The following is a 21,070-nucleotide window of genomic DNA, read 5'->3' on the forward strand; positions in this document are numbered from 1 at the left end:
TCCTACTCACCCGCCACGTCATCGGTCTCGAGGTCGTCGACGAACTCGTTGAAGTCGTCCAGCTCGTCGGGGCAGTAGATCTCGATGATCAGCTTCTGGCCCTGGAAGACCCGGCTGTCGGCGACCACCGGGCGAGCCCCGGGGCCGGTCGCCCCGTTCGAGAGCTGCGACAGCAGGATGGCGCGACTCAGTGCGTCGTTCGGGTCCTCGCAGGTCGCTCCGCCGTCCTCTCCCAGGACCCGCACGATCTGGTCCCTGTCCGGGGTGCGAGCGCCCGCGTCCTCGAGGGCCGCGATCAGCTCGTCGGCCTTCTCCTCGGCGTTGCGGGTCTCCCGGGCCGAGCTGAAGGCGATCAGCCCGGCGATGACGAGGACGCCGAGTACGACCAAGGCGGTGATGTAGATCCAGCTGCGTTCGCGCGTGCTCTGCGTCTCCGTCGGGGTGCTCATGACGGGGTCACCTCCTGCGGGTCAGGCTGCTTCCACGAGGGCTTGCGGAACCGGTAGAACAGGAACGGCACGAGGAGCCCGAGTCCGAGTGCGCCGCCGCCGACGATGGCGAAGTAGACACCGGAGTTTCCGCCCGCGAACTGCGATGGCGGGATGAAGCCGACGAGCAGCGCGGCAAGGGAGGCCGCGAAGCCGATGCCGCACATCCCGATCAGCATGGGTGCGCGGTAGCCACGCGGGTGGTCGGGACGCTTACGGCGCAGCTGGATCGCGGCCACGAACATCAGCAGGTACATGATCAGGTAGACCTGGGTGGTGATGACGGAGAAGATCCAGTACGCGCTGGACACGTCCGGGATCAACGCGTAGGCCAGGCCGATCACGGTGGTGATCAGCCCCTGGACGACCAGGATGTTCTGCTGGACACCGTTCTTGTTGAGCTGCTGCAGGAAGGGCGGAAGGTAACCCTCTTGGCGCGAGATCAGCAGCAGGCCCTTCGATGGTCCGGCCAGCCAGGTCAGCATGCCGGCAAGGGAGGCGGTGACCAGCATGATGCCCACGATCGGCGTCAGCCACTGCCACCCGAAGTTCGCGAAGACCGCGTCGAAGGCCTGCATCACGCCAGCAGTGAGGGACAGCTCCTCAGCGGGCACGATCCAACTGATCGCCAGTGCCGGGAGGATGAAGATCGCGAGGACCAGGCCCATGGCCAGGAACATCGACTTCGGGAACTCCTTGCCCGGGTTCTTCAGCGAGGACACGTGAACCGCGTTCATCTCCATGCCGGAGTAGGAGAGGAAGTTGTTGACGATGAGCACGAGGCTCGAGAGCCCGGCCCACACCGGGAAGATGTTCTCGGAGCTCATCGGAGCCGCCGACTCGTTGCCCTGCCCGAGGAAGACGATGCCGAGAAGGACCAGCACGACGCCGGGGATCAGGGTTCCGATGATCAGGCCACCACTGGCGAGACCCGCGACTCCCTTGGTGCCACGTGAGGAGATCCAGACACCGGACCAGTACACGACGATGATCACGCACGCGGTCCACACCCCGCTGCTGGCCAGCTCCGGATTGAACACGTACGCGAGGGTGCTCGCCACGAACCCCAGCAGACTCGGGTAGTAGAAGATCGTCATGGCGAACTGGCACCACACCGCCAGGAAGCCCATCGGCTTGGAGATCCCCTCCGAGACCCACTTGTAGATGCCGCCTTCCCATCCCGATGCGAGCTCTGCGGAGACCAGTGAGGTCGGCAGCAGGAACACGACGGCCGGGAGCAGGTACAAGAACACGCAGGCCAGGCCGTAGACCGCCATCGTCGGCGCCGCCCGCAGGCTGGCGACCGAGCTCGTGGTCATCATCGCCAGCGCCACCCACGAGATCCAGGCGGTGGGCGGAATCTTGGCCCGCGTCGCCAGGTCCGCTGCTGCGTCCCCTGCGCTCATGGTGACCACCGCAGCGAGGCGGGGATCCTGCGACATCTGGACATCCTCATCACTCCTTGCGAAAAGCGACGGCAGCTGATGGCTCAGATTAGGAATGACGCTCGCGCGGCTGGATCATCCTCGACGGATGATTCGTGGCTCGGCCTCTGTGGTTATCGTCCGTACCAGGAGGACACGATGACCACGACGCAGTCACCAGTGCCGATCACGACCGAGGACTATGCGGCTCGGATGGCCCGTGCCGTCGCCGACGCGACTGAGGCGGGGCTGGACGGGCTCCTCGTGACGCCCGGCCCTGACCTGGTGTGGCTCACCGGCTACCAGCCCACGGCCATCACCGAGAGGTTGACGGTGCTCGCGCTCGCTCCCGGCCGGCAGCCGACGCTGCTGGTGCCGACTCTGGAGCGGCCGGACGCCGAGAGTGCCATGGGCGCACCGGGCCTCTCGATCGTCGACTGGGTGGACGGCGAGGATCCGTTCGCGCGCGCCAGCACCTTGATCCCCGCCCACGCAACGATGGGAATCGCCGACTCCGCCTGGGCGATGCACCTGCTCGGACTGCAGGACGCGCTGCCCGAGTCCTCCTACCGGTCGCTGACGCAGGCCCTCCCCATGCTGCGAGCGGTGAAGGATGCCAAGGAGCTCGCCCGGCTGGCTGCCGCTGGGGCCGCCGCGGACGCGGTCTACGAGCAGATCCTCGGAGTCCGGTTCGCCGGTCGGAAGGAGACGGACGTGGCTGCCGACCTGGCCCGCCTGCTTCGGGAGTTCGGGCACGAGCAGGTCGACTTCACGGTGGTCGGCTCGGGCCCCAACGGCGCCAACCCTCACCACGAGGCCGGCGACCGCACCATCGAGGTCGGCGATGCGATCGTCCTCGACTTCGGTGGCCTGATGTACGGCTACGGCTCGGACACCAGCCGCACGGTCTGCGTGGGCGAACCTTCCGCTCTGGTCCGCGAGGTCCACGAGGTCGTCCGCGCGGCGCAGCAGGCAGGAGTCGAAGCGGTCCGCCCAGGTGTTGCCTGCCAGGAGATCGACCGCGCCGCTCGAGAGGTGATCACGGACGCGGGGTACGGCGAGCGGTTCATCCACCGCACCGGGCACGGCATCGGCACCACGACGCACGAACCGCCGTACATGATCGAGGGCGAGGAGCAGCCGCTGGTGCCTGGGATGTGCTTCTCCGTCGAGCCCGGGATCTACCTCCCCGGGGAGTTCGGGGTCCGTATCGAGGACATCGTCACGGTCACCGACGAGGGCGGCAGACGTCTGAACAACACCGAGCGCGACCTGAAGGTCGTCAGCTGAGGCCTGGTGTCACTGGGACGTACAGCACTACTCAGTGGGCAGGAGCGCGGTAGACAGCATCACCCGTTGCTTCCCGGCCGCCTCGCCGGCGTACGGGGCGATGAGCTCGTTGAATCCTTGCTGGATCCGCGCGAGGTCCTCCTCGTCGACGTACAGCGCACCGGTGCCGAACCCGAGGTGGCTGCGGGTGACCTCGCCGAGCGCGAGTGAGCCCTCGAACGTACGGAGCAGCTCGCCGATGAACGCGAGGAAGCCGGCTCGGATCTGATCGTCGGAGAGCGTCGCCAGCTCGGCCTGCTCGACGTGAGCCATCCGCTCGCCCAGCGTGTAGGTGCGCTCGGTCGTGCCCCGCACCCGCCGCTCCGACGCCACGGCGAGGAAGCCGGCCTCGACGAGGGTGGCGACGTGTCGGTACAGCGTTGCCTGGGGGACATCGGTCAGCAGTTCCCGGAGCTGGGCGGTGGTCAGGTCGCGACCACCCACTGCCTGCAGAACCCGCAGTCGTACGGGGTGCGCTACGACCTCGGAGATATTGCCTTGCGACGGCATGTGACTCCCATTATTCTCATTCTTAGAATGTTCCTGATCTGATCATATTCTAGGAGATGAGATGACCACTCTCAACGTCCAAGACGGCCTGCTCACGCTCACCTTTCCCGGCTGGGAGCGGCTGATGGCGGGCCGCGGGGGCTACTCCGTCGCCGTCAGCGCCGTCGACTCGGTGGAGGTGCTGCCGGACTGGAGCTCTGAGGTCTTGGGCTGGCGTACCGGCCTGGTGATCTCCGGTCTACGCAAGCTGGGCACCTTTCGACACCCAGATGGCACCCGCAGGCTGGTCTCGATGACGCGTGGGCTGCCTCTGCTGCGGATCCGGTTGCGCGACCGGGAGGTCGGTGCTGGCTTCGACGAGCTGCTGGTCAGTGCTCCGGAGGCCGCCGAGCTGGCGTCGGAGCTCGACGCTCTGGCTCGGCCATGAGTGCTGTTGCGGCCGTGGGCATAGCGGCGGAGGGGAGTGGGGTCCTGTCCGGCCCGACTCTGAAGACCGAGAGTCTGGCCAAGTCCTTCGGGCCGGTGCCGGCGCTGACCCGGGTCGATCTGGTCGCCCGGCCCGGACGGGTGACCGGCTTCATCGGGCCGAACGGCGCGGGCAAGAGCACGACCTTGCGCATCCTCACCGGACTTGCCCGTGCGGATCAGGGGACGGCGACGATCGATGAGGCGCCCTACACCGCGTTGAGCTGTCCGTCCCGAGTGCTGGGCGTCGTCGGCGACCTGGCCGGCGCCCATCCGGGGATGACCGCTCGGGGGCACCTGCAGACTCAGGCCGCCCTGATCGGTGTGCCCGGCGACCGGGTCGAGCAAGTGCTCGAGGAGACCGGCCTGCGCTCCGTGGCGCGTCGACGAGTCCGCGGCTTCTCGACCGGGATGCGCCAGCGGCTGGCGTTGGCGGCGGCCCTGTTGGGGCAGCCATCCGGGCTGATCCTCGATGAGCCGACCAACGGGCTGGACCCCTCGGGCATCGTCTGGCTGCGACGTCTGGTGCGAGCCTTCGCCGATGCCGGCGGGACGGTGCTGGTTTCCAGTCATGTGCTCACCGAGCTGCAGCAGGTCATCGACGATCTGGTGCTCATCGAGGGTGGCCGCACGCTCTGGTCCGGTTCCTTGAGCGACTTCACCGGTGACCACGCCTCACTCGAGGAGGCCTACCTGAGCATGATCGAGGAGGAGATGGCATGCGACAGCTGAAGAACGCGATCCGAGGTGAGGTCGTGCGGCTGACCAGGACCCGGCTGCCCCTGTGGACGATGGTGGCCGCGGTGGCGTGCGGTGGCCTGCTCATAGGTCTCGTCGCCCTGACCGGGCCGGAGAACGCGACTCCGCCGATGCCTGGGTTGGACACTGCCGCAGGCGTGTCCGGAGTCTTGAGTCTCCTTGGCGTCGCCCTCTTCGTGCCTGCGCTGATCGGCACTGTGGCGATCACGGGCGAATACCGGCATCGGACCGTAGCCACCACCTTCCTCGCGGTGCCGAAGCGCGGTCGGGTGCTGGTGGCCAAGCTGATCGCCTACGGGGGTCTTGGCCTGGCGTACGGGGTGGTCCTGACGCTCTCCGCGGTCGCCGGGATCTATGCAGGGACCTCCGCACACGGGATCGAGCCGGGGCTCGGGCTCGACGCCATTCTCGGCACCACGGCGAGGTACGGCGCCGCCGCAGCCATCTACATGCTGCTGGGCGTCGGCATCGGAGCCGTCGCGCGGCACCAGCTCCTCGCGATCGGGATCACGCTGGGCTACTTCTACTTCATGGAGAACCTGATGATGATTCTCCCTGGAGTCAACATCGTCTATCCCTTCCTTCCCGGTGGAGCCACCGCCGCGCTCACCGGGTCGACCGCGCTGTTGGAGATGATCGCCGCCGAGGCGGGCGTGATCGGCCCCGTCGTCCAGGCGCCGTTGATAGGCGCGCTGGTGCTCCTCGGCTACGCCCTGGCCTCCTCGGTGCTGGCCGCTGCCGTATCCCTGCGTCGCGACGTCGCCTGAGCCTGGTCGAGGTACGGACGCTCGCCGTCAGGGGCTCAGGCGTGGCCGCCCTGGACTTCCTTGGCGGCGGCCTTGATGTCGTCCGCCTCGACCTTCTCGAGGGTGGACTCGACGATGGTCTCCGCCCGCTCGAGGGCCTTGCGGATCTTGATCTCGCCGGGGTCGGAAACCAGGGCGAGCAGGCCGGAGTGCCCTGGTGTGATCGCATTCTCGAGCTTCTGCTCGAGCTCGCGGTTGTGGTGGCGCTGCCGCAGCTTTCCGACGAAGGCTCCGGCACCGCCGGCCACAGCGGCGCTGCCGAGGATCGACGGCGGGAAGATCACGCCGAGCGCGATGCCGCCGACGACTCCCCACTTGAGTCCTGACTTCGTGCTGTGGTCGGTTGCCTTCTGGATCTCCAGCTTGCCCTCGGCCGAGCGCCTGACCACGATGACGCCCTCGATCTCGACGCTGCGGCCGTTCTCGACCGACTTGAGGGCCTCGTACGCCTCCCACGCCATGTCCGTGTCACTGAAGTCCGCGATGATGAGGGTGTAGGCGCCGTCGGACACGGAGGCCGCGTTCACCTCGACGTCGGGGTTGGTGGTCTCGTCTGCCATGACATCCGCTCCTTGGTGGTTGAGGTTCCACTCTCGAACGGTCATGGCTCGGCGGCATCACCCGTAGCGGGTGGGGTGGGCGTGCAGCTAGGGCGAGCCGATGATCACTGGCTCTGACGCGACCGGCGCCAGTACCCCCACGCCCACGTGAGGAGCAGGGCTCCCAGGATCGACCCGATCAACCCGGTCGGGTGGAGATCGAGCCCGTTGCCGGTCGCGAGGCTGAGCCCCAGACCGCCGACGAAGGAGCCCAGGAGGCCCGTCACCGCCGCGGTGGTCCAGTCGATCTCCTTCATCGAACGACCGAGAACGAGTTGTGCCACGCCGCCTGCCACGATGCCGAACAGGATGATCGCGATGATGAGCATATTGGCAACCTACCGCATCCAAACGCTCTCTATCCGGCGTTGAACCACACTGCTCGACGGGTCAGGCGCTGCTGGCTGACAACTGCTGGCCGAGCCGCCTTGCTCGCTGGTCGAGCCGCCGGAGCCGCTAGGCGGAGGCGTGTCGAGACCAACACGGTCCGCTTCTTCGGGAAAGCTCGCTTAGCGGCTGTTCTTCGTTTCAGGGTTCGCCGCCGACCCGGCCTTTGAGTGTTTCTCGATCGCGTGCCGCGTCAAGGACGCCCTTCGCCCGCCGCTTCGCGGTGGCCTTCGGCCATCCTTGACCCGGCACCCGATCGAGAAAGATTTCGCCTATATCGGGGCGGCGGCGAGAGAGTGGCGCGGAGCTCCGTTGCTTGTTCGCTGACTGCGTAACTGGGTCTGACCTGCTTAAATAGGTCGCGCTGCGATGCTCTTGCGCATATAATAACTCCTATGTACGAGACCATCGACCACCTCCTCGCTGGGCCGCCTTCGGGTGCGTCCGAGAGTGAGCTGGTCGACTGGATCTCGCGTCTCGAAGAGATCAAGTGCACCGCTGAGGCGGTCCAGGCAGAAGCGGCGGTACGTCTCGACGAAGCCGTCCGGGCACGCCAATCAGAGGCCGGGGTTCCTGCCCGTAGGCTCGGCGAAGGGGTCGCCTCCCAGATCGCGCTGGCGCGGCGGGTCTCGCCCGAGAAGGGCGCCAAGCTGTTGGGGCTGGCGAAGATCCTGATCGCCGAGATGCCGCACACCTTCGCGCTGATGAGAGCCGGACTGTTCTCCCAATGGCAAGCAACGATCCTGGCCCGCGAGACCGCGTGTCTCTCGGTGGACGATCGTCGGGTCATCGACTACGAACTCTGCGCCACAGGCCCGGGCGGTGAACCGGCTCGAGCGATCTCGATGGGGCTACGCCAACTCGAGAACGCCGCCAAGAAACTCGCCATCACCCTCGACCAGGAATCCGTCGTGGCCCGGGCCGCGAACGCCGAGAAAGACCGCCGCGTCAGCCTGCGGCCGGCCCCGGACACCATGACCTGGCTCGGCGCGCTGCTGCCGGTCAAGGACGGGGTCGCGGTCTTCGCAGCGCTCGATCAAGCAGCCAAGACCGCTGCGGCTGCCGGTGACGAACGGACCCGGGGCCAGGTCATGGCCGACACCCTCGTCGACCGGATCACCGGCCGCAGCACCACCGATGCGAAGTCTCGGATCGAGGTCAAGATCGTGATGACCGCCGACTCCCTTACCGGCGACGCGGATCAGCCGGCCATGGTCGAGGGCTACGGCCCCGTCCCCGCGACCTGGGCCCGCGACGCGCTCAACGACGCCGAGGTCTTCGTCCGTCGCCTGTTCACCGACCCTGCCGGTCGGCTGGTCGCGATGGAATCACGTGCCCGCAAAGCACCCGACGGACTGGCCGAGTTCATCACCACCCGCGACGGCGGGATCTGCCGCACCAACGGCTGCGACGCCCCGATCCGCAACATCGACCACGTCGAACGCCACACAGACGACGGCACCACCAGCGCCGAGAATCTGCAGGGCCTGTGCGAAAGGTGCAATCAGGCCAAGGAAGCCCTCGGCTGGCAGGCCAGGCCAAGACCCGACGGCAGCATCATCACCACCACACCCACGGGCCACACCTACACCAGCCCGCCACCCGACACCTGGGCACCAGATCCGCCAACCTGGTCTCGCGCAGAGTTCATTCTGCGCAACGTACTTCTCGACCACGATCTCGCCGCCTGACCCTCTGTCCAGGCTCGACCGGCATGCGGTGTCAGTGCGCGCGGCAGGGGCGCTGCCGTCTACAGTTGTCCCGTGCGTTTCGACGTACGTTCCCCGGTTGGTCTGCCGGCAGGGCCCGCCTGACTTTGAATCACGCTCTCGTGTGCCAGAATCACGCTCCGTGCCGGTACCCAGTCGGGGAGAATGGCACACAGCGGGCCGGAAACGGTCCCGTTCCCCAGTTGCTCTGCCGGTAGGGGCCGCCAGACTTTGAATCTGGATTAGGGACGTTGGTTCGACTCCAACCTGGGGAGCAGAAACCGCCCGAGGTCATCTGACCTCGGGCGGTTCGTGGCTTCCGGGTCCAGCGATCGCGAGCAAATCTGACGGGAATCGCCAAAGTTGTTGGAGAACTGTCGGTGCCAACCCTCAAACTAGGTGTCATGGTTCGACGAGTGACCCCGGCGCAGTTCCGCGCCGCCGTTCAGAAGGCGCAGCGGCAACAGAAGAAGGCCGTCAACGACTACAAGCGCGAGGTCAGGACGTACAACGCCGCGGTGCGGCGCCACAACACCGCTGTGGAGAACCAGCGGCGGCGCCTGGACCAGGAGATCCGCCGAGTCAACTCCCGAGAGTCATCGACCTTCACTGGATACCGCACGTCGGTGACCACGCTGGCTCGGTCGTACGAGGAGACCGAGCAGCACCTTGCCGGCCACGCGCTGAGCGTTGCGGAGCGCGAGATTGTCGATCGCGTCAGCGAGGGCGCCGCGGACAGTGCCTACCTGCTCAACGCTCTCGACGGTGACGGCGACCCGGAGGCCGATCCCACTGAGGACGAGCTCCGCAGTCCCAGCCTTCAGACCGAGCTCCAGGCGTTCTCCCCCGACCTGGTGGCCCGATGGACCGGTGCACTGTTTGCTCTCAGTCCGAGCAACCCGGACGCTGCTCGCCACTTCTGCACCAGTGCTCGTGAGCTCATGATCGAGATGCTGAACATCGCGGCGCCAGATCCGGACGTGCTCGCCGCCGATCCAACCTGCGACACGAGGGACAACGGTGAGGTCACGCGAAAGGCCAAGGTGAAGTACCTCGTGAACCGCCGTGGTGTTACCGACGTATCCATCACTGATTTGGTCGAGGCCGACCAAGACAACGTCGTGACGCTGTTCCGTACGTTCAACCAGGGCACGCACGGGCAGGCCGGGCGCTTCGACATCACCCAGCTCAACGCTGTTAGGCAGCGGGTTGAATCGGCGGTGAGCTTCGTCCACTCGCTCTGCTTCTGACCGAGAGGTCAAACTGCGTCCGCGAACAGCGCACGCACCCGTACTTCGGCTCCCCTCACATACTGGTCCCCCGGTCGGCAGGTAGCGCTGCAAGTGCGTTGCCAGCGAGTGCCCAAGACGGACGCCCCTCCGATGGGCTTGAAGTTCGCCTCGTGCAGCGTGCGCGCCAGGCGGAGATCCAAGAGGCGCTGTAACCCGGAAAGGATGCGCGAGACAGCGGCGTGATCGCCTAGTCTTCGGCCATGAGCGTGCCCAGCAAGAGTCAGGTCAAGAAGGCAGGGAGCACGCTTCGGAAGTGTCTTCGCGGCGACCTTGCGGACGTAGACGCGTTCGTTGGCGCACTGGACACCGTGGAGGACTGGCGACGAGCGCATTCCGTACCGCTGGTCTCGGCGAACAACGGCCTGCGCTCGCGGTGTAGGACCATCGGCGTCGAGGCCGAGGTCACGCAGCGGCTCAAGCGGAGTCAGACCATCCTCGACAAGTTGCGGCGGCAGCCAACGCTTGACCTTTCGAGGATGCAGGACATCGGGGGCTGCAGGGCGGTCGTCAACGGCAAGGACGACCTCCGCCGCCTCGAGTCGGCTGGCCTACGCGTCGATACGGCGCCGGTGTTTCCCGAGTTCGTGGCCAGCATGATCGACACGAAGGTTCGTTTCTGACCGAGGCTCGCCCTAGCCGGCGGCCTGCTCGCCGTGGCGATCGATTCCGAGGAGCACCCACCCATCGGGCACTTGGTCGCACAGCTTCTCAAGGGCGGCAGCTTCTTAGGTCTCGGCGGTGGCTGTAAGCTCGCGCGGCTCGTGCTCGTTGAAGTCGTGGACGTTGAGTCGCGGCCGCGCGGCTGATGTGCTCGCGTCAGAGAACTTTGACATCAATCCGGGCATTCTTGGTGAGTGTCTTGTCGTAGCTTCGGAATGTGATTCGGCCCTCCGCCTTGAGCCGCCGGAACACCGTATCGTGATCAATGGTTCGGGGAAAGGTCGCCTTGCTTCCTGGCGTCGAAAGGCGACCGTACTGTCCACCCGCCTCGCCCAAGACGAGGATGATTTCATCTGGCGTTAGAAGATCGCCGAAATAGCTGGTCATCCGCATTACCAAAGCGGTGTCCTTCGTTGTGCCGGCGATCCTGGCGATTCCAGGAACCCCGATAAAGGTGTTGGTCGCCACCGATGCCTCTCCGGCGGCCGTGAGGGTAGCGCTGTCATCTTCAGGGACGAACTCGTCGAAACGACCGAGAATCTTTACCTTTAGAGCATCGCTGACCTGATCGCTCTGCAATAGGCCTGCCGCCAATTTGGGAGGGAGTAGGGTAGGGGTGACGAACTCACCGAACTTAGCCGACTGCCCTATAGCGAACCGCAAGGGTTCCCACTCCGTCAGTGCAAAGTGCGAGAACGTCTCCGCAGTATCACTACAAATGGACATTCCAACGAGGTATCCAAGGAGCCTCCCGCCTTCGGGCGTCACTTTTTCAACAGGAAGCCACTCGCGCATGTCGAGCGATTCGACCAGGCGTGCGCGGACGAACGGATCACGAACGAATTTTCGGCCATCAAGAATCTGTACGGCAATGCGCTCCTTGGCTGCCTTGACCGCACTGACGATTTCAGTCGGGCTGGCCGCATCGTCCGCCCAACCTGCTGTTGGCCCGGACAAGTCAATCGAACGGGCCTCATTCAGCGCCGCGCCCAGGTGAGCGTCTAACCCGATGTGCAACATGTATGTGTCGACATTTAGAAGGTTCAATCTAAGGCGCCGAAACTTCGCGAGGGCATGCCATGTGGAGCCTGGGGCATCAAGGAGGTTGTCGACAATGCAGGCGGGATTCGACTTCTCGATGAGCTCGGCCGCCCGGGCCTCGTCGAGTTCGATGAAGTCAGCCAGAACTGCGCCGAATTGTGTTGGGCTACGGATGGTCCAGGCTTCGACAAGACCTGGCGCATCGGCACCTGGTGTGTCAGAGGCAGCAGCGGCGTTAGAGGATAGGACTTGGATGTATTCCTCAGGGTGTTCGAGTAGATCGCGATACAGTTCCCGATCGGAGGTGCGCACCGCATCCAAACTAAGAGATGCCTCCTCGCCGAGGATCGTGCGCAGATTCGCGGCGGTCAGTGCGTAGCAGTCGGCCTCGACAATCGGGCGGCGCGCCGTATCGCGTAGGGCGCTCAGGTCGTTGCAGATGAAGCCAGTGCGGCTCAGGGTTTCAACCGCGTTTTCGATCGCTTTAGTTGCCGGCGCCGCCTCCGCTTGAGACTGCTCGAATGTGCCGTCGACGCTACCGCCTTCATCGGCGTCAGTCGTTTTAGCGAGTTCGGCAATGGTGGAGAAGTGCTGATAGTTGGCCTGCATATAGTCCCGCACGGTGTCGTCAATCTCGTAGGGAACGTCGGTCCTGGAGTTTGCGAGTGCCGCGTCAACCAGGATGGTTCGCTGTTCCTTGGACACTATTGCCCGCTCGACGATTTGTGTGAAGATTCCCGACCAGCGAGTAGCGAGGAAGCTCACGGCCTTACGTGCCTGATTACCCGAACTCAGGTAGGCGTCCAAGAACGCTCTCTCGTTGGGCCCCAATTGATTGGTTGCGGCTTCGAGGATGGTATGCGCCCCCTTGTCACCTTGTTCGAGGAGGTAGTCAAGAATGCCGACGTTGTAGGCACTCTTCTCATTGAGAAAGGCGCGCTTCGTCTCCTTCAGGAGGGCGGCGATCTCCTCAGGATTCGCAAAGGCGTAGTTGAAATCGGAGCGGTTGGAGTCGACGTTCTGCACGATGTAACTCATCGCGTTGGGAGGCAAACGATCTCCGTAGTATTGCGCGATGTACATGTTGTAATACCGATTAATGTATCCATTGGAGACCAGCACTTGTCCGAGTTCGGATTCGATCGTTTCCTCGATGAAGGCGGTAAAGGTCTTCCCAGTATCCGCCTCTTCGTCGTCCACTTTCTCCTCCGCATCGTTCACCTCTTTCTCGTCTTCTTCTGCGGGGACGGTAAAGTCGGGTCGCTTTGCTAACTGCTCGAAGTCCGCTGTTCGCAGCGTTTCGAGATCCACCAGAATCTCGGTTTGCTCCTGCTCTAGCGCCTCATTGGCTGTGTTAAGTCCCGCGCTTGGTTGCAGGTTATCTCCAACTATCTTGCGGAGTTCAGACATGTCCAGTATGACATTCTGTCGTGTATTGTAGTTTCTGTCTTGCACTACGATAGTGATCCCGATATTTGCATTGAGGACCGCCTGCCATAACTCGATTGCGCCTACTTTGTTCACGGGATACTCGGATCCATCTACTGCGTAGGCCAGGCTGGGTTTTCGAGGGTTGCTCGCAGCGATCTTTTGGGCGAACCAGTCGAGCCTTTCACCCCATGTGCGGGCGCGGCCCACCAAAGCCTGATTGGCCGCTATGTCGTCCGCTATCGCCCGCGACCGGTCGCGACGTGAGGCGATATTTCCGTTCACGACGTCCCGACTTTTCCTGTAAAGCGTGTCTAGCTTGCTGCGGCCGAGGAGGATCAACTCGAAGTCCTCCAAGTGCACGTTCTTATAGGCGATCATTGCGAACAATTGGTCTGCGGAGAGCGTGTCCATACCGTTGTGGTCAGTGATGAGTCGTTTAGCGAAGACTGCAAACTCGTTCCTGATGTTCTTCAGAAGTCGCATGTCCGGGACGTGGCGTGCCACGATGTCTACGAGTTCATCGCTAACAGCGGGGACTGGCGCGGCATCGTCGTCCGTCAGTGCATTGGAGAGAAGTTCTCGCGACGTTCGGTGCGTGATGAAGGGGACGAGCGGAATCACGAGGTCGAAGAACTTCGTACGGTTTGCTCGGACGGACTCGGCTTGGGCGGCGTCGTCCCCCAGTTCTTTGGTGTCGTGTCCAAGTTGCTCGAAGATGCTGTCGCGGAGTGCATAGACGAAGCGCAACGTGCGCTTACGCCGTAGCCAGGGCTGCCGGACGGTGATCTGTCGGCTGCTGTTCAATAGTGTGTTGAGTTCGCGCAGAGCCTCGAAGATGCCCGCCTGGTTGAATCGATCGAGGTCCTCGAATACGACGACATCAATTGTCGGTCGACACTGGAAGAAGTAGACGATTTCGTCGAGGTACTGATCGAAGTAGCTGTTGTCCTTCTTAGTCAGGCTCACTGACGCGCCCGCCGCCGAGACTTGGGAGACCTCAAGTCGATTGTGGACGGCCATTCGGATCGAGGCGACCGCCGAGATGGCAGCCAGGGCGGCAATCGCGGTGGCGGTAACCCATAGTCGCGCAGGGTCGCCACCATTCAGTCGGGGGATGTCGGGTAGTGCGTCGAACAGCCAAAGAATGGCGACGACCGCCACCAAAGTCGCTGCCGCTTCAGCGAACGCTCGCCATCGGGTCAGGCGTTCAATGCGCTGATAGCGAGACTGCGGGAGCCTTGCTGGCGGGTCTACGTGGAGCAGTTGTTTGACCAGTTCCTTCTGAATCTGGTTGACCCTCGGGCGTTCAGGTCCCTCAGAAGCCGGGCCGCTTGGGGGTTCGCTTGTTCCTCCATCTTCCCCGATTACCTCTTCGGGCCCTAAAGAGGAGAGCGAGAGCAGTAGCACTCGACGACGGTTTTCGCGCGCAAACTGTTCCAGAACGCTCGACTTTCCGGAGCCGTACCTCCCGGTCAGTGCGATGTTGCGGACCTTGCTGTTTCGTAGCGCCGTGTTCAAGTAGTCGACGTAGTCCTGGTGCTGGGCGCTGATGAACTCTGCGGTGAGCGGATCGAGGGTCTGGATCCTCCGCTTGTGGGCGCGGGCCGCGCGCCATTCGGTGACCCATCGGGGCTGCAGTGTGGCTCGGCGAGCCGCTCCCTTTTCGCTAGCTCGGCCATCGTCTTGCAGCACCGTTGGTTCCTTTCGCATCCGAAATGTCGCCATGTTTCTGGGCGAGCTCCATCGTCGCAGGTGAGCGCGCCCAGACTGCTGGTCGTGTGCGACCCCCGTACCTAAAATGGATGACGATCTGAGGGCCGCCAAGAGTCCTCGCTAATCCCCGGTTCCCCCGGCGAGTGCGGCACCGTGCAACGGATGCACTGCAATGTGGACGCGCTCAGCGCATGGGACGGGTCCTGCAAACCTTCGCAATGAGAAGGCCAGGGTCTGAAGGTTGCCTGCCTGGACGGCACACGGGCGGCACACCAACCCAGGCAATATCGGCCACATTCAGTGGCACTCGTTCACGCTCAGGCGAAGGTGAGAGCGTGCCTTTGAATCAGGACTAGCGACGTAGGTTCGACTCCTACCCGGGGAGCAGAATCCCCTCCCTGACCTGCACTCTTGACAGATCTGGGCGGGGTTCGTCCCGCCGGATGGCACACGAGGATGGCGCACGGCGAACCGGAAACGGTCCCCGATCCCTGGTTGCTCGGCGTGGGTCGCCCGGTACGGCTACTTGCCCAGGCCGGGGAATGTCCAGGTGCCGTTGAGGACGGCGGGGTGCGGGCGGTAGAGGCGGACGATGTAGTTCCAGCCGTCCATGACGCCGAGGGTGTTCGGGCCTGCCGCGGTGCCGAACCGAACGGTGATCGAGCCGTCGTTGTCCCGCTGTGCGGTGACGCTGTTGAGGCTGACCTCCGCGTCCCCGACCTGCTCGAAGTACCCGGCCACGTTGTAGACCGAGATCGACCAGAACGCGTCGACCGGCACCTCACCTATGCGCAGCTCGTAGTTGCCGATGGGAAGGCCGGGCTCGACGTTGAGGTAGAACGCTTCCTGTTCGGGCAGGCCGCCCCAGCCAGCCGCGGTGCCGAGCAGGTGTCGGACGGGGTCGACATCCTCCTTGCGGCCGAATGCCCGGTCGTAGCGGGGCAGGCCGCGGGCGAGCTCGAGCAGCGCCGAGCGGGTCGAGTCGAGCGAGGCCTTGTCGAAGTCGGCTGCGACGAATGCTCGGTCGGAGGTGGCTTTGAGCTGTATCTCGTCCTGGAGGGCGTTGACCGCGGCGATGTCGGCGGGGTCGTTTGGGTCGACCAGCGTCCGCACGGCGATCAGGACATAGTCCGTGTCGTAGTCAGCCACCGAGAGCTCGTGGGTGCCGGGCTCGTGAAGGATCCGGTTGATGTAGTGGTCCTCGTTGACGACCATCACCGACATGTAGCGCCCGCGGCTGTCGGGAAGCGTCAGGGCGGCACCGCTGGAGATGTCCACGATCGCGCTGGAGTAGAGCGTGTCTCGGTTCTGCCTGATGACGGGCTGCTCATCGAGTGACTCGGGGGCGCGGACATGCACCAGCTCGTTGGTCGCACCCCGGGTCTGCAGGGCAGCGAACATCCTGTGCGTCTCGGCGCGGGCAAAGTTGTCGACGTTCACTGTCTCGGAGTTCATGGTCCGAAATCTGCTCGTCCCTGGTGACTGCCGGTTCACCCGCCAAGGGTGAACCGGGAACGTGATCAAGCATTGAGGACGGTTCCTGTCCGCGATGGCTTCTACGGTCACATCAACCGATCGTCGCACCGCGCGTATCGGCATGTCGCTGAAAGGACAACGCATGTCAGAACCCATCGACTTTCCCGAGCCGAGCATGATCGCCGTCAACGGGATCGAGCTCGAAGTCTTCGAGGCGGGCCAGGAGAACGCCGGCAATCCCGTCGTCCTCTGCCATGGCTGGCCGGAGCTGGCCTTCTCGTGGCGCCATCAGATGGGTGCGCTCGCCGCAGCCGGCTACCACGTCATCGCTCCCAATCAACGCGGCTACGGCAACTCGTCTCGCCCCGCCGAGGTCTCCGACTACGACATCGTGCATCTGTGCGACGACCACGTCGGTCTGCTGGATCACTTCGGATACGAGGACGCCGCGTTCGTGGGCCACGACTGGGGCGCGAACGTGGTGTGGAGCGCCGCCCCTCGCGTTCATCGAGGCGATCGTCGGTAGCGACTCGTACTTCGTCCACTTCAACCGCCAGCCCGGGGTGGCCGACGCCGTGTTCGACGCGAACGCCCGCCAGTTCCTGCGCAACCTGTACCGCAAGAACGAGCCCACGGCCGAGCCGGAGCCGGGCATGCCCCTCATCAACCTGGCCCACGCCGAGGCTCCACGCGGAGAGCCTGTGATGAGCGACGGGGATCTGGCGGTGTTCATCGACGCATTCGAGGCATCGGGCTTCACTTCGAGCGTGAACTGGTACCGCAACGTGGACCGCAACTGGGACCTGATGGAGGACGTCGACCCGATCGTCCGCCAGCAGGCACTGATGATCTACGGCGCACGCGACACGGTCATGAGGGCGCCGAACCTCGAGAAGTTCGTACCGCACGTCGAGGTCGTGGAGCTGAACTGCGGCCACTGGATCCAGCAGGAGCTGCAGGAGGAGACCACCCGCCTGATTCTCGAATGGCTCCAGCGAGGAGCATCTCGAGTGTGAGTGCGGCTCACGTAGCGTGGCGGCGGAGGAAGCTGCGGAGGATGTCGTTGAACGCCTGCGGATCCTCGAGGTTGCTGACGTGGCCGCAGCGGGGGATGACCGCGAGGGTGGCGCCATGGATCTGACGCTCGAACTCGTGGGCAACCGACAGGGGCGACCGTACGTCGAGGGCGCCCCAGATGAGCTGGGTGGGCACCTGGATCGTCCCGAGTACGTCGGTCAGATCGGCCCGGGCCATCGCGGTCAGGGCAGTCAGCATGCTGTGGCGGCGTACGTCGGCTGCCATCGCCTCCAGCAGGGGGACGAACTTCGGCGGCGGAGGGCCGGCGAAGAGGCCCGGAAGGGTCGGGTCGAAGCTGCCCTCCGGCTGGTCGAGCAGGCCTGCGAGGCGGGCGTCGGCCTCGTCGGGTCCGAGGGAGCCGCGCCAGCCGGCGTAGCCGTCGGCGAGCACCAGGCTTCGCGCCACCGCAGGGTGGCGGCGGTAGAGCTCGAGGATGACGGTGACTCCCCAGGAGAGCCCGACGAGGGTGCACGGAGAGATGTCCAGGGCGCGGATCAGCCCGGCGAGGTGGTCTGCGTAGTCGCTCAGTGCGAAACCTGCGGGCACGTCGCCGGAGCCGCCGGCGCCGGGTTCGTCCCACGCGATGACGGTGAACTCGTCCGAGAGCGCGTCGAGCTGTGGTGTCCAGGCGCGGCCGTCCTCGGCGCCGCCGTGGACGAAGACGACCGCGGGACCGTTCCCGGCGCGCCGGTAGGCGATGCGCAACCCGTCGATCTCGACGACATCCATGAACCGACCGTAGCGCGCTCGACGACGTCGTCGGCGGCACCTGAAACCCGGGTTCAATTAGGGGATTCCCCGATGCTCTCGCCGCGCCGAGGTCAATAGCGTCGAGAGCATGACGACTCTCGCGAGCCAGAAGGGACCGGTGGCGCCCGCGGCGCGGGCCGCAAGCCCTGCCGTCGTTGCCATCGCCGTGCTGATGGCGTTGGGCTGTCTGGCGTTCGCCGGGGTGAACGTGGTCTTCGAGGCCACCGATCGGTTCGCCGAGGGCCGCTATGCCGAGTACGCCACCGGGCTCTCGGTCATGAACTGGACCGTCACGAGCCTGAAGGTGCTGGGCGCCGCGGTGGCTCTGCTGTCGGTGGCCGCACGCCCGGTCCGGTTCGTGACGCCATGGGCCATGTCGGTGCTTCTCTGGGGTGCCTTCGCGACGCTCGCGCTCGACGCGGTCGGCAGCACGGTGGAGGCCGGCGCGATCCTGCTGGGAACGAGCGGCGACCCGGCTGACCTCGGCCTACGCTCGGTGGCGTACCTCCTCGGATCGGTCGTCTCGGCCGCGGGATTCGGGGTGCTCGCCGTGTCCTACCTGCGGCGGCAGGCCGTCTCGAAGGTCACCGTTCTCCTGGGCGTGCTCGGTGGTCCGGTCCTGCTCGGTCTGCTGTTCCTCGGCCTTCCCGGACTGCTCGTCGTCCTCGGGGTCATGCCGCCCGGCTGACCCCGGCCGTCGTCATTGATGGCCACGCGCCGTTCATCTTCGTGTAAGGTCGCCGGGCTTCCTGTGGACGTCCGCGTGTCGCGCTGGTGATTCCGGAGATGCACAGGGAGACATGGATACTGGCCTGTATCAAGGTCGTGGGGGAGCAGGGTGTAAAGTCGCCCAAACTAATTGACAAACACTTGGAGGAAGCGTGGGCATGGGACCGGTCATCGGTTACGTACCTGGCGTGTTCGATCTCTTCCACATCGGTCACCTCAACATGCTGCGCCAGGCGCGAGAGCGCTGCGACACGTTGATCGCGGGTGTGGTCTCCGACGAGGTCTGCGAGACGACCAAGGGGATCATCCCGACCGTCCCGCTCGTCGAGAGGCTCGAGATCGTCGAGGCGATCGGAATCGTGGACGCTGTCTACGCCGAGCGCACCACCGACAAGGTCGACTCCTGGCGCGAGGTCGGGTTCACCCACCTCTTCAAGGGCGATGACTGGAAGGGCACCGAGAAGGGCGACGCGCTCGAGAAGAAGATGGCGTCGGTCGGTGTCGAGGTCGTCTACTTCCCCTACACGCTCCAGACCAGCAGCACCGCTCTGCGGAAGGCCATCGCGCGAGAGGATGCCCAGGTCTCGTGACCGGCAGTGCCCCCACTCCTGGCGGACAGTTCGAGATCTCTGACGAAGGGGTCCTCGTCCGGGACTCTTCGACGCCGGTCCTGATTCTCTCCGTCGACGGCCAGTACGTCTGGTCCCTCACGCCCGAGCGCGACGGCCACCCGGTCGACGGAGGCACCATGGTGCCGTGGCCCACCGTGCTCACCCGGTTCCTGGACGGCGCAGCGACGATCACCATCGCCGACTACGAGGGCGAGGTGCTCTTCGAGGACAAGGTCGTCCTCGGCTCCGGTGAGGGCAACATCTCGATCGTCGACGGCAGCGGCAACCCGCTCAGCGTCGACAAGGTCGGCCACCTGACCCGCTCGTTCGAGGCCACCGACGAAAGCATCCGCGAAGAGATCCTCGACGGCACCCAGCGTGTCCTCGCCGACCTCCGCGACGTGGTCGGCGTCGAGGCGTACCTCAACTACGGCGCGCTCCTGGGCGCGATCCGCGAGGGCCGGATGCTCGGCCACGACTCCGACACCGACGTCTGCTACCTCTCCAAGCACACCGTCCCCGCCGAGATCATCTCCGAGTCGTACGCCATCGAGCGCACCATGCGCGAGCGCGGCTGGAGCGTCCTGCGGATGTCCGGCGGCGACATCAAGGTGCTGCACCAGGTCTCGGACGGCCGCAAGGTGCACATCGACATCTTCGTGGCGTTCTACGTGCCCGACAAGGACGGCGAGCCGGTCTTCTACCAGCTCGGCAACCGCTCCGGACGGCTGCGCCGCGAGGCGATCGTGCCGGTCTCGACGATCAACCTGCACGGCTACGACTTCCCGGCTCCCGCCGAGCCCGAGGAGATGCTGGCCTTCATCTACGGCCCGAAGTGGCGCACCCCGGACCCGTCGTTCAAGTACGCCGACCCGCCGGCCGGCGTACGTCGTCTGGACGGCTGGCTGCGCGGATTCCGCACCGACATGGGGTTCTGGACCGAGTTCCACAACACCCACGGCAAGGAGCTGGAGAGCAAGCAGTCGGCCTTCGGTGCGTGGGTCCTCAAGCAGCTGCCCGAGGACGCGAAGGTGGTCGACATCGGCGCCGGCGCGATCGGGCGGGACGGTCGCTTCTTCGCCCGCAAGGGCCACCAGGTGCACTCGGTGGACTTCTCCCGTGCCGCGGTGGCCGCCGTACGCCGCAGGGCCGAGCGCCACAAGCTCCCGCTGGTCTCCGAGCAGCTCATCCTCGGCGAGCTGCGTTCGACGCTGACGCTGGGTGCGCGGCTGGCCCGCGACCCCCACCATCTCTACGCCCGAGACCTGATCGGCTGCCTCGACGGCGCGGCCCGGAGCCAGCTCTGGATGCTGGCGAAGATGGCGCTTCGTCCCGGTGGCGGCAAGCTCTACCTCGAGTTCGCGGTCACCGGTGAGAACCTTCCCGAGCCGCAGCCCGAAGGCCTCGTACGCCGCGTCGACCCCGCCCTCGTCCAGGCCGAGATCGAGGCTGCCGGCGGCGTGGTCGAGCACCTCGGGATCAACGAAGGCCAGGACATGCTCGGCAACCCGCTGCCGGGCGTCGCGCGGCTGCGCGCCTCCTGGCCCTCCCTCAATGCTGCAGAAGGAAACTGACATGTCCGACGAAATCGGCATCAAGAACATCGCCCGCGGCGCCCGCGACGCGGCCCGTACGCGTGCCTCGCTGGTGCGCCGCATCGAGGCGCTCGAGGCCGAGGTGCAGGAGCAGCGCCAGCTCAACCGGCGCGTCGCCGAGCTGACCGACGTGGTCGCCGAGCTGCTGATCCCGCTGCAGGACGCCGACAAGGAGAAGGCGGAGCAGGTCCTCGCCGCCTACCGGGCGAAGATCTGATC

21 protein-coding genes and 1 tRNA gene are annotated in these 21,070 nt (G+C 65.2%); 14 read left to right on the forward strand and 8 right to left on the reverse strand.

All coding sequences use genetic code 11. From position 1 onward, the window contains the following. Positions 1-2 precede the first annotated feature (2 nt). Together ABZU72_RS05260 and ABZU72_RS05265 are read right to left on the reverse strand one after the other, a co-directional pair. Positions 3-449: a hypothetical protein gene (locus ABZU72_RS05260; RefSeq protein WP_355017822.1), complete on the reverse strand. Its 447-nt coding sequence runs from the start codon at positions 447-449 to the stop codon at positions 3-5. Continuing rightward, the gene (locus tag ABZU72_RS05265; protein WP_355017823.1) at positions 446-1,930 is read right to left on the reverse strand and encodes an APC family permease; all 1,485 of its coding nucleotides are present in this window, start codon (positions 1,928-1,930) and stop codon (positions 446-448) included. Before ABZU72_RS05265 ends, ABZU72_RS05260 begins: the two co-directional genes overlap by 4 nt. 141 nt (positions 1,931-2,071) lie before the next feature. On the opposite strand from ABZU72_RS05265, the gene ABZU72_RS05270 reads away from it, so the two are divergent. Continuing rightward, positions 2,072-3,202, forward strand: a complete 1,131-nt coding sequence (locus ABZU72_RS05270) for an aminopeptidase P family protein (protein WP_355017824.1) — start codon at positions 2,072-2,074, stop codon at positions 3,200-3,202. 27 nt (positions 3,203-3,229) lie between these two features. Here the strand turns inward: ABZU72_RS05270 and ABZU72_RS05275 are convergent, their stop codons facing one another. Continuing rightward, a complete protein-coding gene (locus ABZU72_RS05275; RefSeq protein WP_355017825.1) occupies positions 3,230-3,751 on the reverse strand; it encodes a helix-turn-helix domain-containing protein in 522 nt (173 codons plus the stop codon). Positions 3,752-3,812: 61 nt separating this feature from the next. Between ABZU72_RS05275 and ABZU72_RS05280 the strand changes: the two genes are divergently transcribed. The 3 genes from ABZU72_RS05280 to ABZU72_RS05290 are packed head-to-tail and all read left to right on the forward strand — an operon-like array spanning position 3,813 to position 5,742. Next, positions 3,813-4,178: a hypothetical protein gene (locus ABZU72_RS05280; RefSeq protein WP_355017826.1), complete on the forward strand. Its 366-nt coding sequence runs from the start codon at positions 3,813-3,815 to the stop codon at positions 4,176-4,178. Then, positions 4,175-4,948, forward strand: a complete 774-nt coding sequence (locus ABZU72_RS05285; RefSeq protein ID WP_355017827.1) for an ATP-binding cassette domain-containing protein — start codon at positions 4,175-4,177, stop codon at positions 4,946-4,948. The genes ABZU72_RS05280 and ABZU72_RS05285 overlap by 4 nt, the downstream gene beginning before the upstream one ends. Further along, entirely contained in the window at positions 4,936-5,742 is an 807-nt protein-coding gene (locus ABZU72_RS05290) for an ABC transporter permease (RefSeq protein WP_355017828.1), read from the forward strand. The genes ABZU72_RS05285 and ABZU72_RS05290 overlap by 13 nt, the downstream gene beginning before the upstream one ends. A 35-nt stretch (positions 5,743-5,777) precedes the next feature. Here the strand turns inward: ABZU72_RS05290 and ABZU72_RS05295 are convergent, their stop codons facing one another. Then, positions 5,778-6,341: a DUF1269 domain-containing protein gene (locus ABZU72_RS05295; RefSeq protein ID WP_355017829.1), complete on the reverse strand. Its 564-nt coding sequence runs from the start codon at positions 6,339-6,341 to the stop codon at positions 5,778-5,780. A 104-nt stretch (positions 6,342-6,445) separates the two neighbouring features. Then, positions 6,446-6,709 (reverse strand): GlsB/YeaQ/YmgE family stress response membrane protein, encoded by a 264-nt coding sequence (locus ABZU72_RS05300; RefSeq protein WP_355017830.1) that lies wholly within the window; start codon positions 6,707-6,709, stop codon positions 6,446-6,448. Positions 6,710-7,162: 453 nt separating this feature from the next. Here ABZU72_RS05300 and ABZU72_RS05305 point away from each other — a divergent pair, with 453 nt between their 5' ends. The 4 genes from ABZU72_RS05305 (at position 7,163) to ABZU72_RS05320 (ending at position 10,388) form a co-directional block, all read left to right on the forward strand. After that, the gene (locus ABZU72_RS05305; RefSeq protein ID WP_355017831.1) at positions 7,163-8,458 is read left to right on the forward strand and encodes a DUF222 domain-containing protein; all 1,296 of its coding nucleotides are present in this window, start codon (positions 7,163-7,165) and stop codon (positions 8,456-8,458) included. A gap of 214 nt (positions 8,459-8,672) precedes the next feature. Continuing rightward, positions 8,673-8,751 (forward strand) — tRNA-Gln (locus tag ABZU72_RS05310). A gap of 129 nt (positions 8,752-8,880) precedes the next feature. Beyond that, positions 8,881-9,726 carry a hypothetical protein gene (locus ABZU72_RS05315; protein ID WP_355017832.1) on the forward strand — a complete coding sequence of 282 codons (846 nt, stop codon included), beginning with the start codon at positions 8,881-8,883 and terminating at the stop codon, positions 9,724-9,726. Between the two features lie 242 nt (positions 9,727-9,968). Then, positions 9,969-10,388, forward strand: coding sequence for a hypothetical protein (locus tag ABZU72_RS05320; RefSeq protein ID WP_355017833.1), 420 nt, complete (start codon positions 9,969-9,971; stop codon positions 10,386-10,388). 196 nt (positions 10,389-10,584) lie between these two features. Here ABZU72_RS05320 and ABZU72_RS05325 read toward each other — a convergent pair whose 3' ends face one another. Together ABZU72_RS05325 and ABZU72_RS05330 are read right to left on the reverse strand one after the other, a co-directional pair. Then, complete coding sequence (locus tag ABZU72_RS05325) at positions 10,585-14,592, reverse strand: hypothetical protein (protein ID WP_355017834.1); 4,008 nt, start codon at positions 14,590-14,592, stop codon at positions 10,585-10,587. Positions 14,593-15,135: 543 nt separating this feature from the next. Then, positions 15,136-16,068, reverse strand: a complete 933-nt coding sequence (locus ABZU72_RS05330; RefSeq protein WP_355017835.1) for a DUF1254 domain-containing protein — start codon at positions 16,066-16,068, stop codon at positions 15,136-15,138. A 163-nt stretch (positions 16,069-16,231) separates the two neighbouring features. On the opposite strand from ABZU72_RS05330, the gene ABZU72_RS05335 reads away from it, so the two are divergent. Together ABZU72_RS05335 and ABZU72_RS05340 are read left to right on the forward strand one after the other, a co-directional pair. Further along, complete coding sequence (locus tag ABZU72_RS05335; protein ID WP_355017836.1) at positions 16,232-16,615, forward strand: alpha/beta fold hydrolase; 384 nt, start codon at positions 16,232-16,234, stop codon at positions 16,613-16,615. A gap of 49 nt (positions 16,616-16,664) precedes the next feature. After that, on the forward strand, positions 16,665-17,105 hold the full coding sequence (locus tag ABZU72_RS05340; protein ID WP_355017837.1) for a hypothetical protein: 441 nt from the start codon (positions 16,665-16,667) through the stop codon (positions 17,103-17,105). 7 nt (positions 17,106-17,112) lie between these two features. On the opposite strand, the gene ABZU72_RS05345 is transcribed toward ABZU72_RS05340, so the two are convergent. Further along, on the reverse strand, positions 17,113-17,895 hold the full coding sequence (locus ABZU72_RS05345) for an alpha/beta hydrolase (protein WP_355017838.1): 783 nt from the start codon (positions 17,893-17,895) through the stop codon (positions 17,113-17,115). Positions 17,896-18,004: 109 nt separating this feature from the next. Here ABZU72_RS05345 and ABZU72_RS05350 point away from each other — a divergent pair, with 109 nt between their 5' ends. The 4 genes from ABZU72_RS05350 (at position 18,005) to ABZU72_RS05365 (ending at position 21,068) form a co-directional block, all read left to right on the forward strand. Continuing rightward, entirely contained in the window at positions 18,005-18,604 is a 600-nt protein-coding gene (locus tag ABZU72_RS05350) for a hypothetical protein (protein WP_355017839.1), read from the forward strand. A 199-nt stretch (positions 18,605-18,803) separates the two neighbouring features. Further along, positions 18,804-19,235 (forward strand): adenylyltransferase/cytidyltransferase family protein, encoded by a 432-nt coding sequence (locus tag ABZU72_RS05355; protein WP_141806140.1) that lies wholly within the window; start codon positions 18,804-18,806, stop codon positions 19,233-19,235. Continuing rightward, positions 19,232-20,830: a class I SAM-dependent methyltransferase gene (locus ABZU72_RS05360; protein WP_355017840.1), complete on the forward strand. Its 1,599-nt coding sequence runs from the start codon at positions 19,232-19,234 to the stop codon at positions 20,828-20,830. Before ABZU72_RS05355 ends, ABZU72_RS05360 begins: the two co-directional genes overlap by 4 nt. Before the next feature lies 1 nt (position 20,831). After that, entirely contained in the window at positions 20,832-21,068 is a 237-nt protein-coding gene (locus tag ABZU72_RS05365; RefSeq protein WP_355017841.1) for a DUF6752 domain-containing protein, read from the forward strand. The last annotated feature ends 2 nt before the right edge of the window (positions 21,069-21,070 follow it).

This window comes from Nocardioides sp. NPDC004968, from assembly GCF_040608935.1.
Lineage (GTDB): Bacteria > Actinomycetota > Actinomycetes > Propionibacteriales > Nocardioidaceae > Nocardioides.

What these genes read in the sequence shown, in the direction of transcription:
- ABZU72_RS05345 (WP_355017838.1), bottom strand. Translation starts at nt 17,895, where the DNA reads ATGGATGTCGTCGAGATCGACGGGTTGCGCATCGCCTACCGGCGCGCC.
- ABZU72_RS05320 (WP_355017833.1), top strand. Translation starts at nt 9,969, where the DNA reads ATGAGCGTGCCCAGCAAGAGTCAGGTCAAGAAGGCAGGGAGCACGCTT.
- ABZU72_RS05305 (WP_355017831.1), top strand. Translation starts at nt 7,163, where the DNA reads ATGTACGAGACCATCGACCACCTCCTCGCTGGGCCGCCTTCGGGTGCG.
- ABZU72_RS05265 (WP_355017823.1), bottom strand. Translation starts at nt 1,930, where the DNA reads ATGTCGCAGGATCCCCGCCTCGCTGCGGTGGTCACCATGAGCGCAGGG.
- ABZU72_RS05290 (WP_355017828.1), top strand. Translation starts at nt 4,936, where the DNA reads ATGCGACAGCTGAAGAACGCGATCCGAGGTGAGGTCGTGCGGCTGACC.
- ABZU72_RS05365 (WP_355017841.1), top strand. Translation starts at nt 20,832, where the DNA reads ATGTCCGACGAAATCGGCATCAAGAACATCGCCCGCGGCGCCCGCGAC.
- ABZU72_RS05300 (WP_355017830.1), bottom strand. Translation starts at nt 6,709, where the DNA reads ATGCTCATCATCGCGATCATCCTGTTCGGCATCGTGGCAGGCGGCGTG.
- ABZU72_RS05260 (WP_355017822.1), bottom strand. Translation starts at nt 449, where the DNA reads ATGAGCACCCCGACGGAGACGCAGAGCACGCGCGAACGCAGCTGGATC.
- ABZU72_RS05295 (WP_355017829.1), bottom strand. Translation starts at nt 6,341, where the DNA reads ATGGCAGACGAGACCACCAACCCCGACGTCGAGGTGAACGCGGCCTCC.
- ABZU72_RS05350 (WP_355017839.1), top strand. Translation starts at nt 18,005, where the DNA reads ATGACGACTCTCGCGAGCCAGAAGGGACCGGTGGCGCCCGCGGCGCGG.
- ABZU72_RS05285 (WP_355017827.1), top strand. Translation starts at nt 4,175, where the DNA reads ATGAGTGCTGTTGCGGCCGTGGGCATAGCGGCGGAGGGGAGTGGGGTC.
- ABZU72_RS05280 (WP_355017826.1), top strand. Translation starts at nt 3,813, where the DNA reads ATGACCACTCTCAACGTCCAAGACGGCCTGCTCACGCTCACCTTTCCC.
- ABZU72_RS05275 (WP_355017825.1), bottom strand. Translation starts at nt 3,751, where the DNA reads ATGCCGTCGCAAGGCAATATCTCCGAGGTCGTAGCGCACCCCGTACGA.
- ABZU72_RS05335 (WP_355017836.1), top strand. Translation starts at nt 16,232, where the DNA reads ATGTCAGAACCCATCGACTTTCCCGAGCCGAGCATGATCGCCGTCAAC.
- ABZU72_RS05315 (WP_355017832.1), top strand. Translation starts at nt 8,881, where the DNA reads ATGGTTCGACGAGTGACCCCGGCGCAGTTCCGCGCCGCCGTTCAGAAG.
- ABZU72_RS05270 (WP_355017824.1), top strand. Translation starts at nt 2,072, where the DNA reads ATGACCACGACGCAGTCACCAGTGCCGATCACGACCGAGGACTATGCG.
- ABZU72_RS05355 (WP_141806140.1), top strand. Translation starts at nt 18,804, where the DNA reads ATGGGACCGGTCATCGGTTACGTACCTGGCGTGTTCGATCTCTTCCAC.
- ABZU72_RS05330 (WP_355017835.1), bottom strand. Translation starts at nt 16,068, where the DNA reads ATGAACTCCGAGACAGTGAACGTCGACAACTTTGCCCGCGCCGAGACG.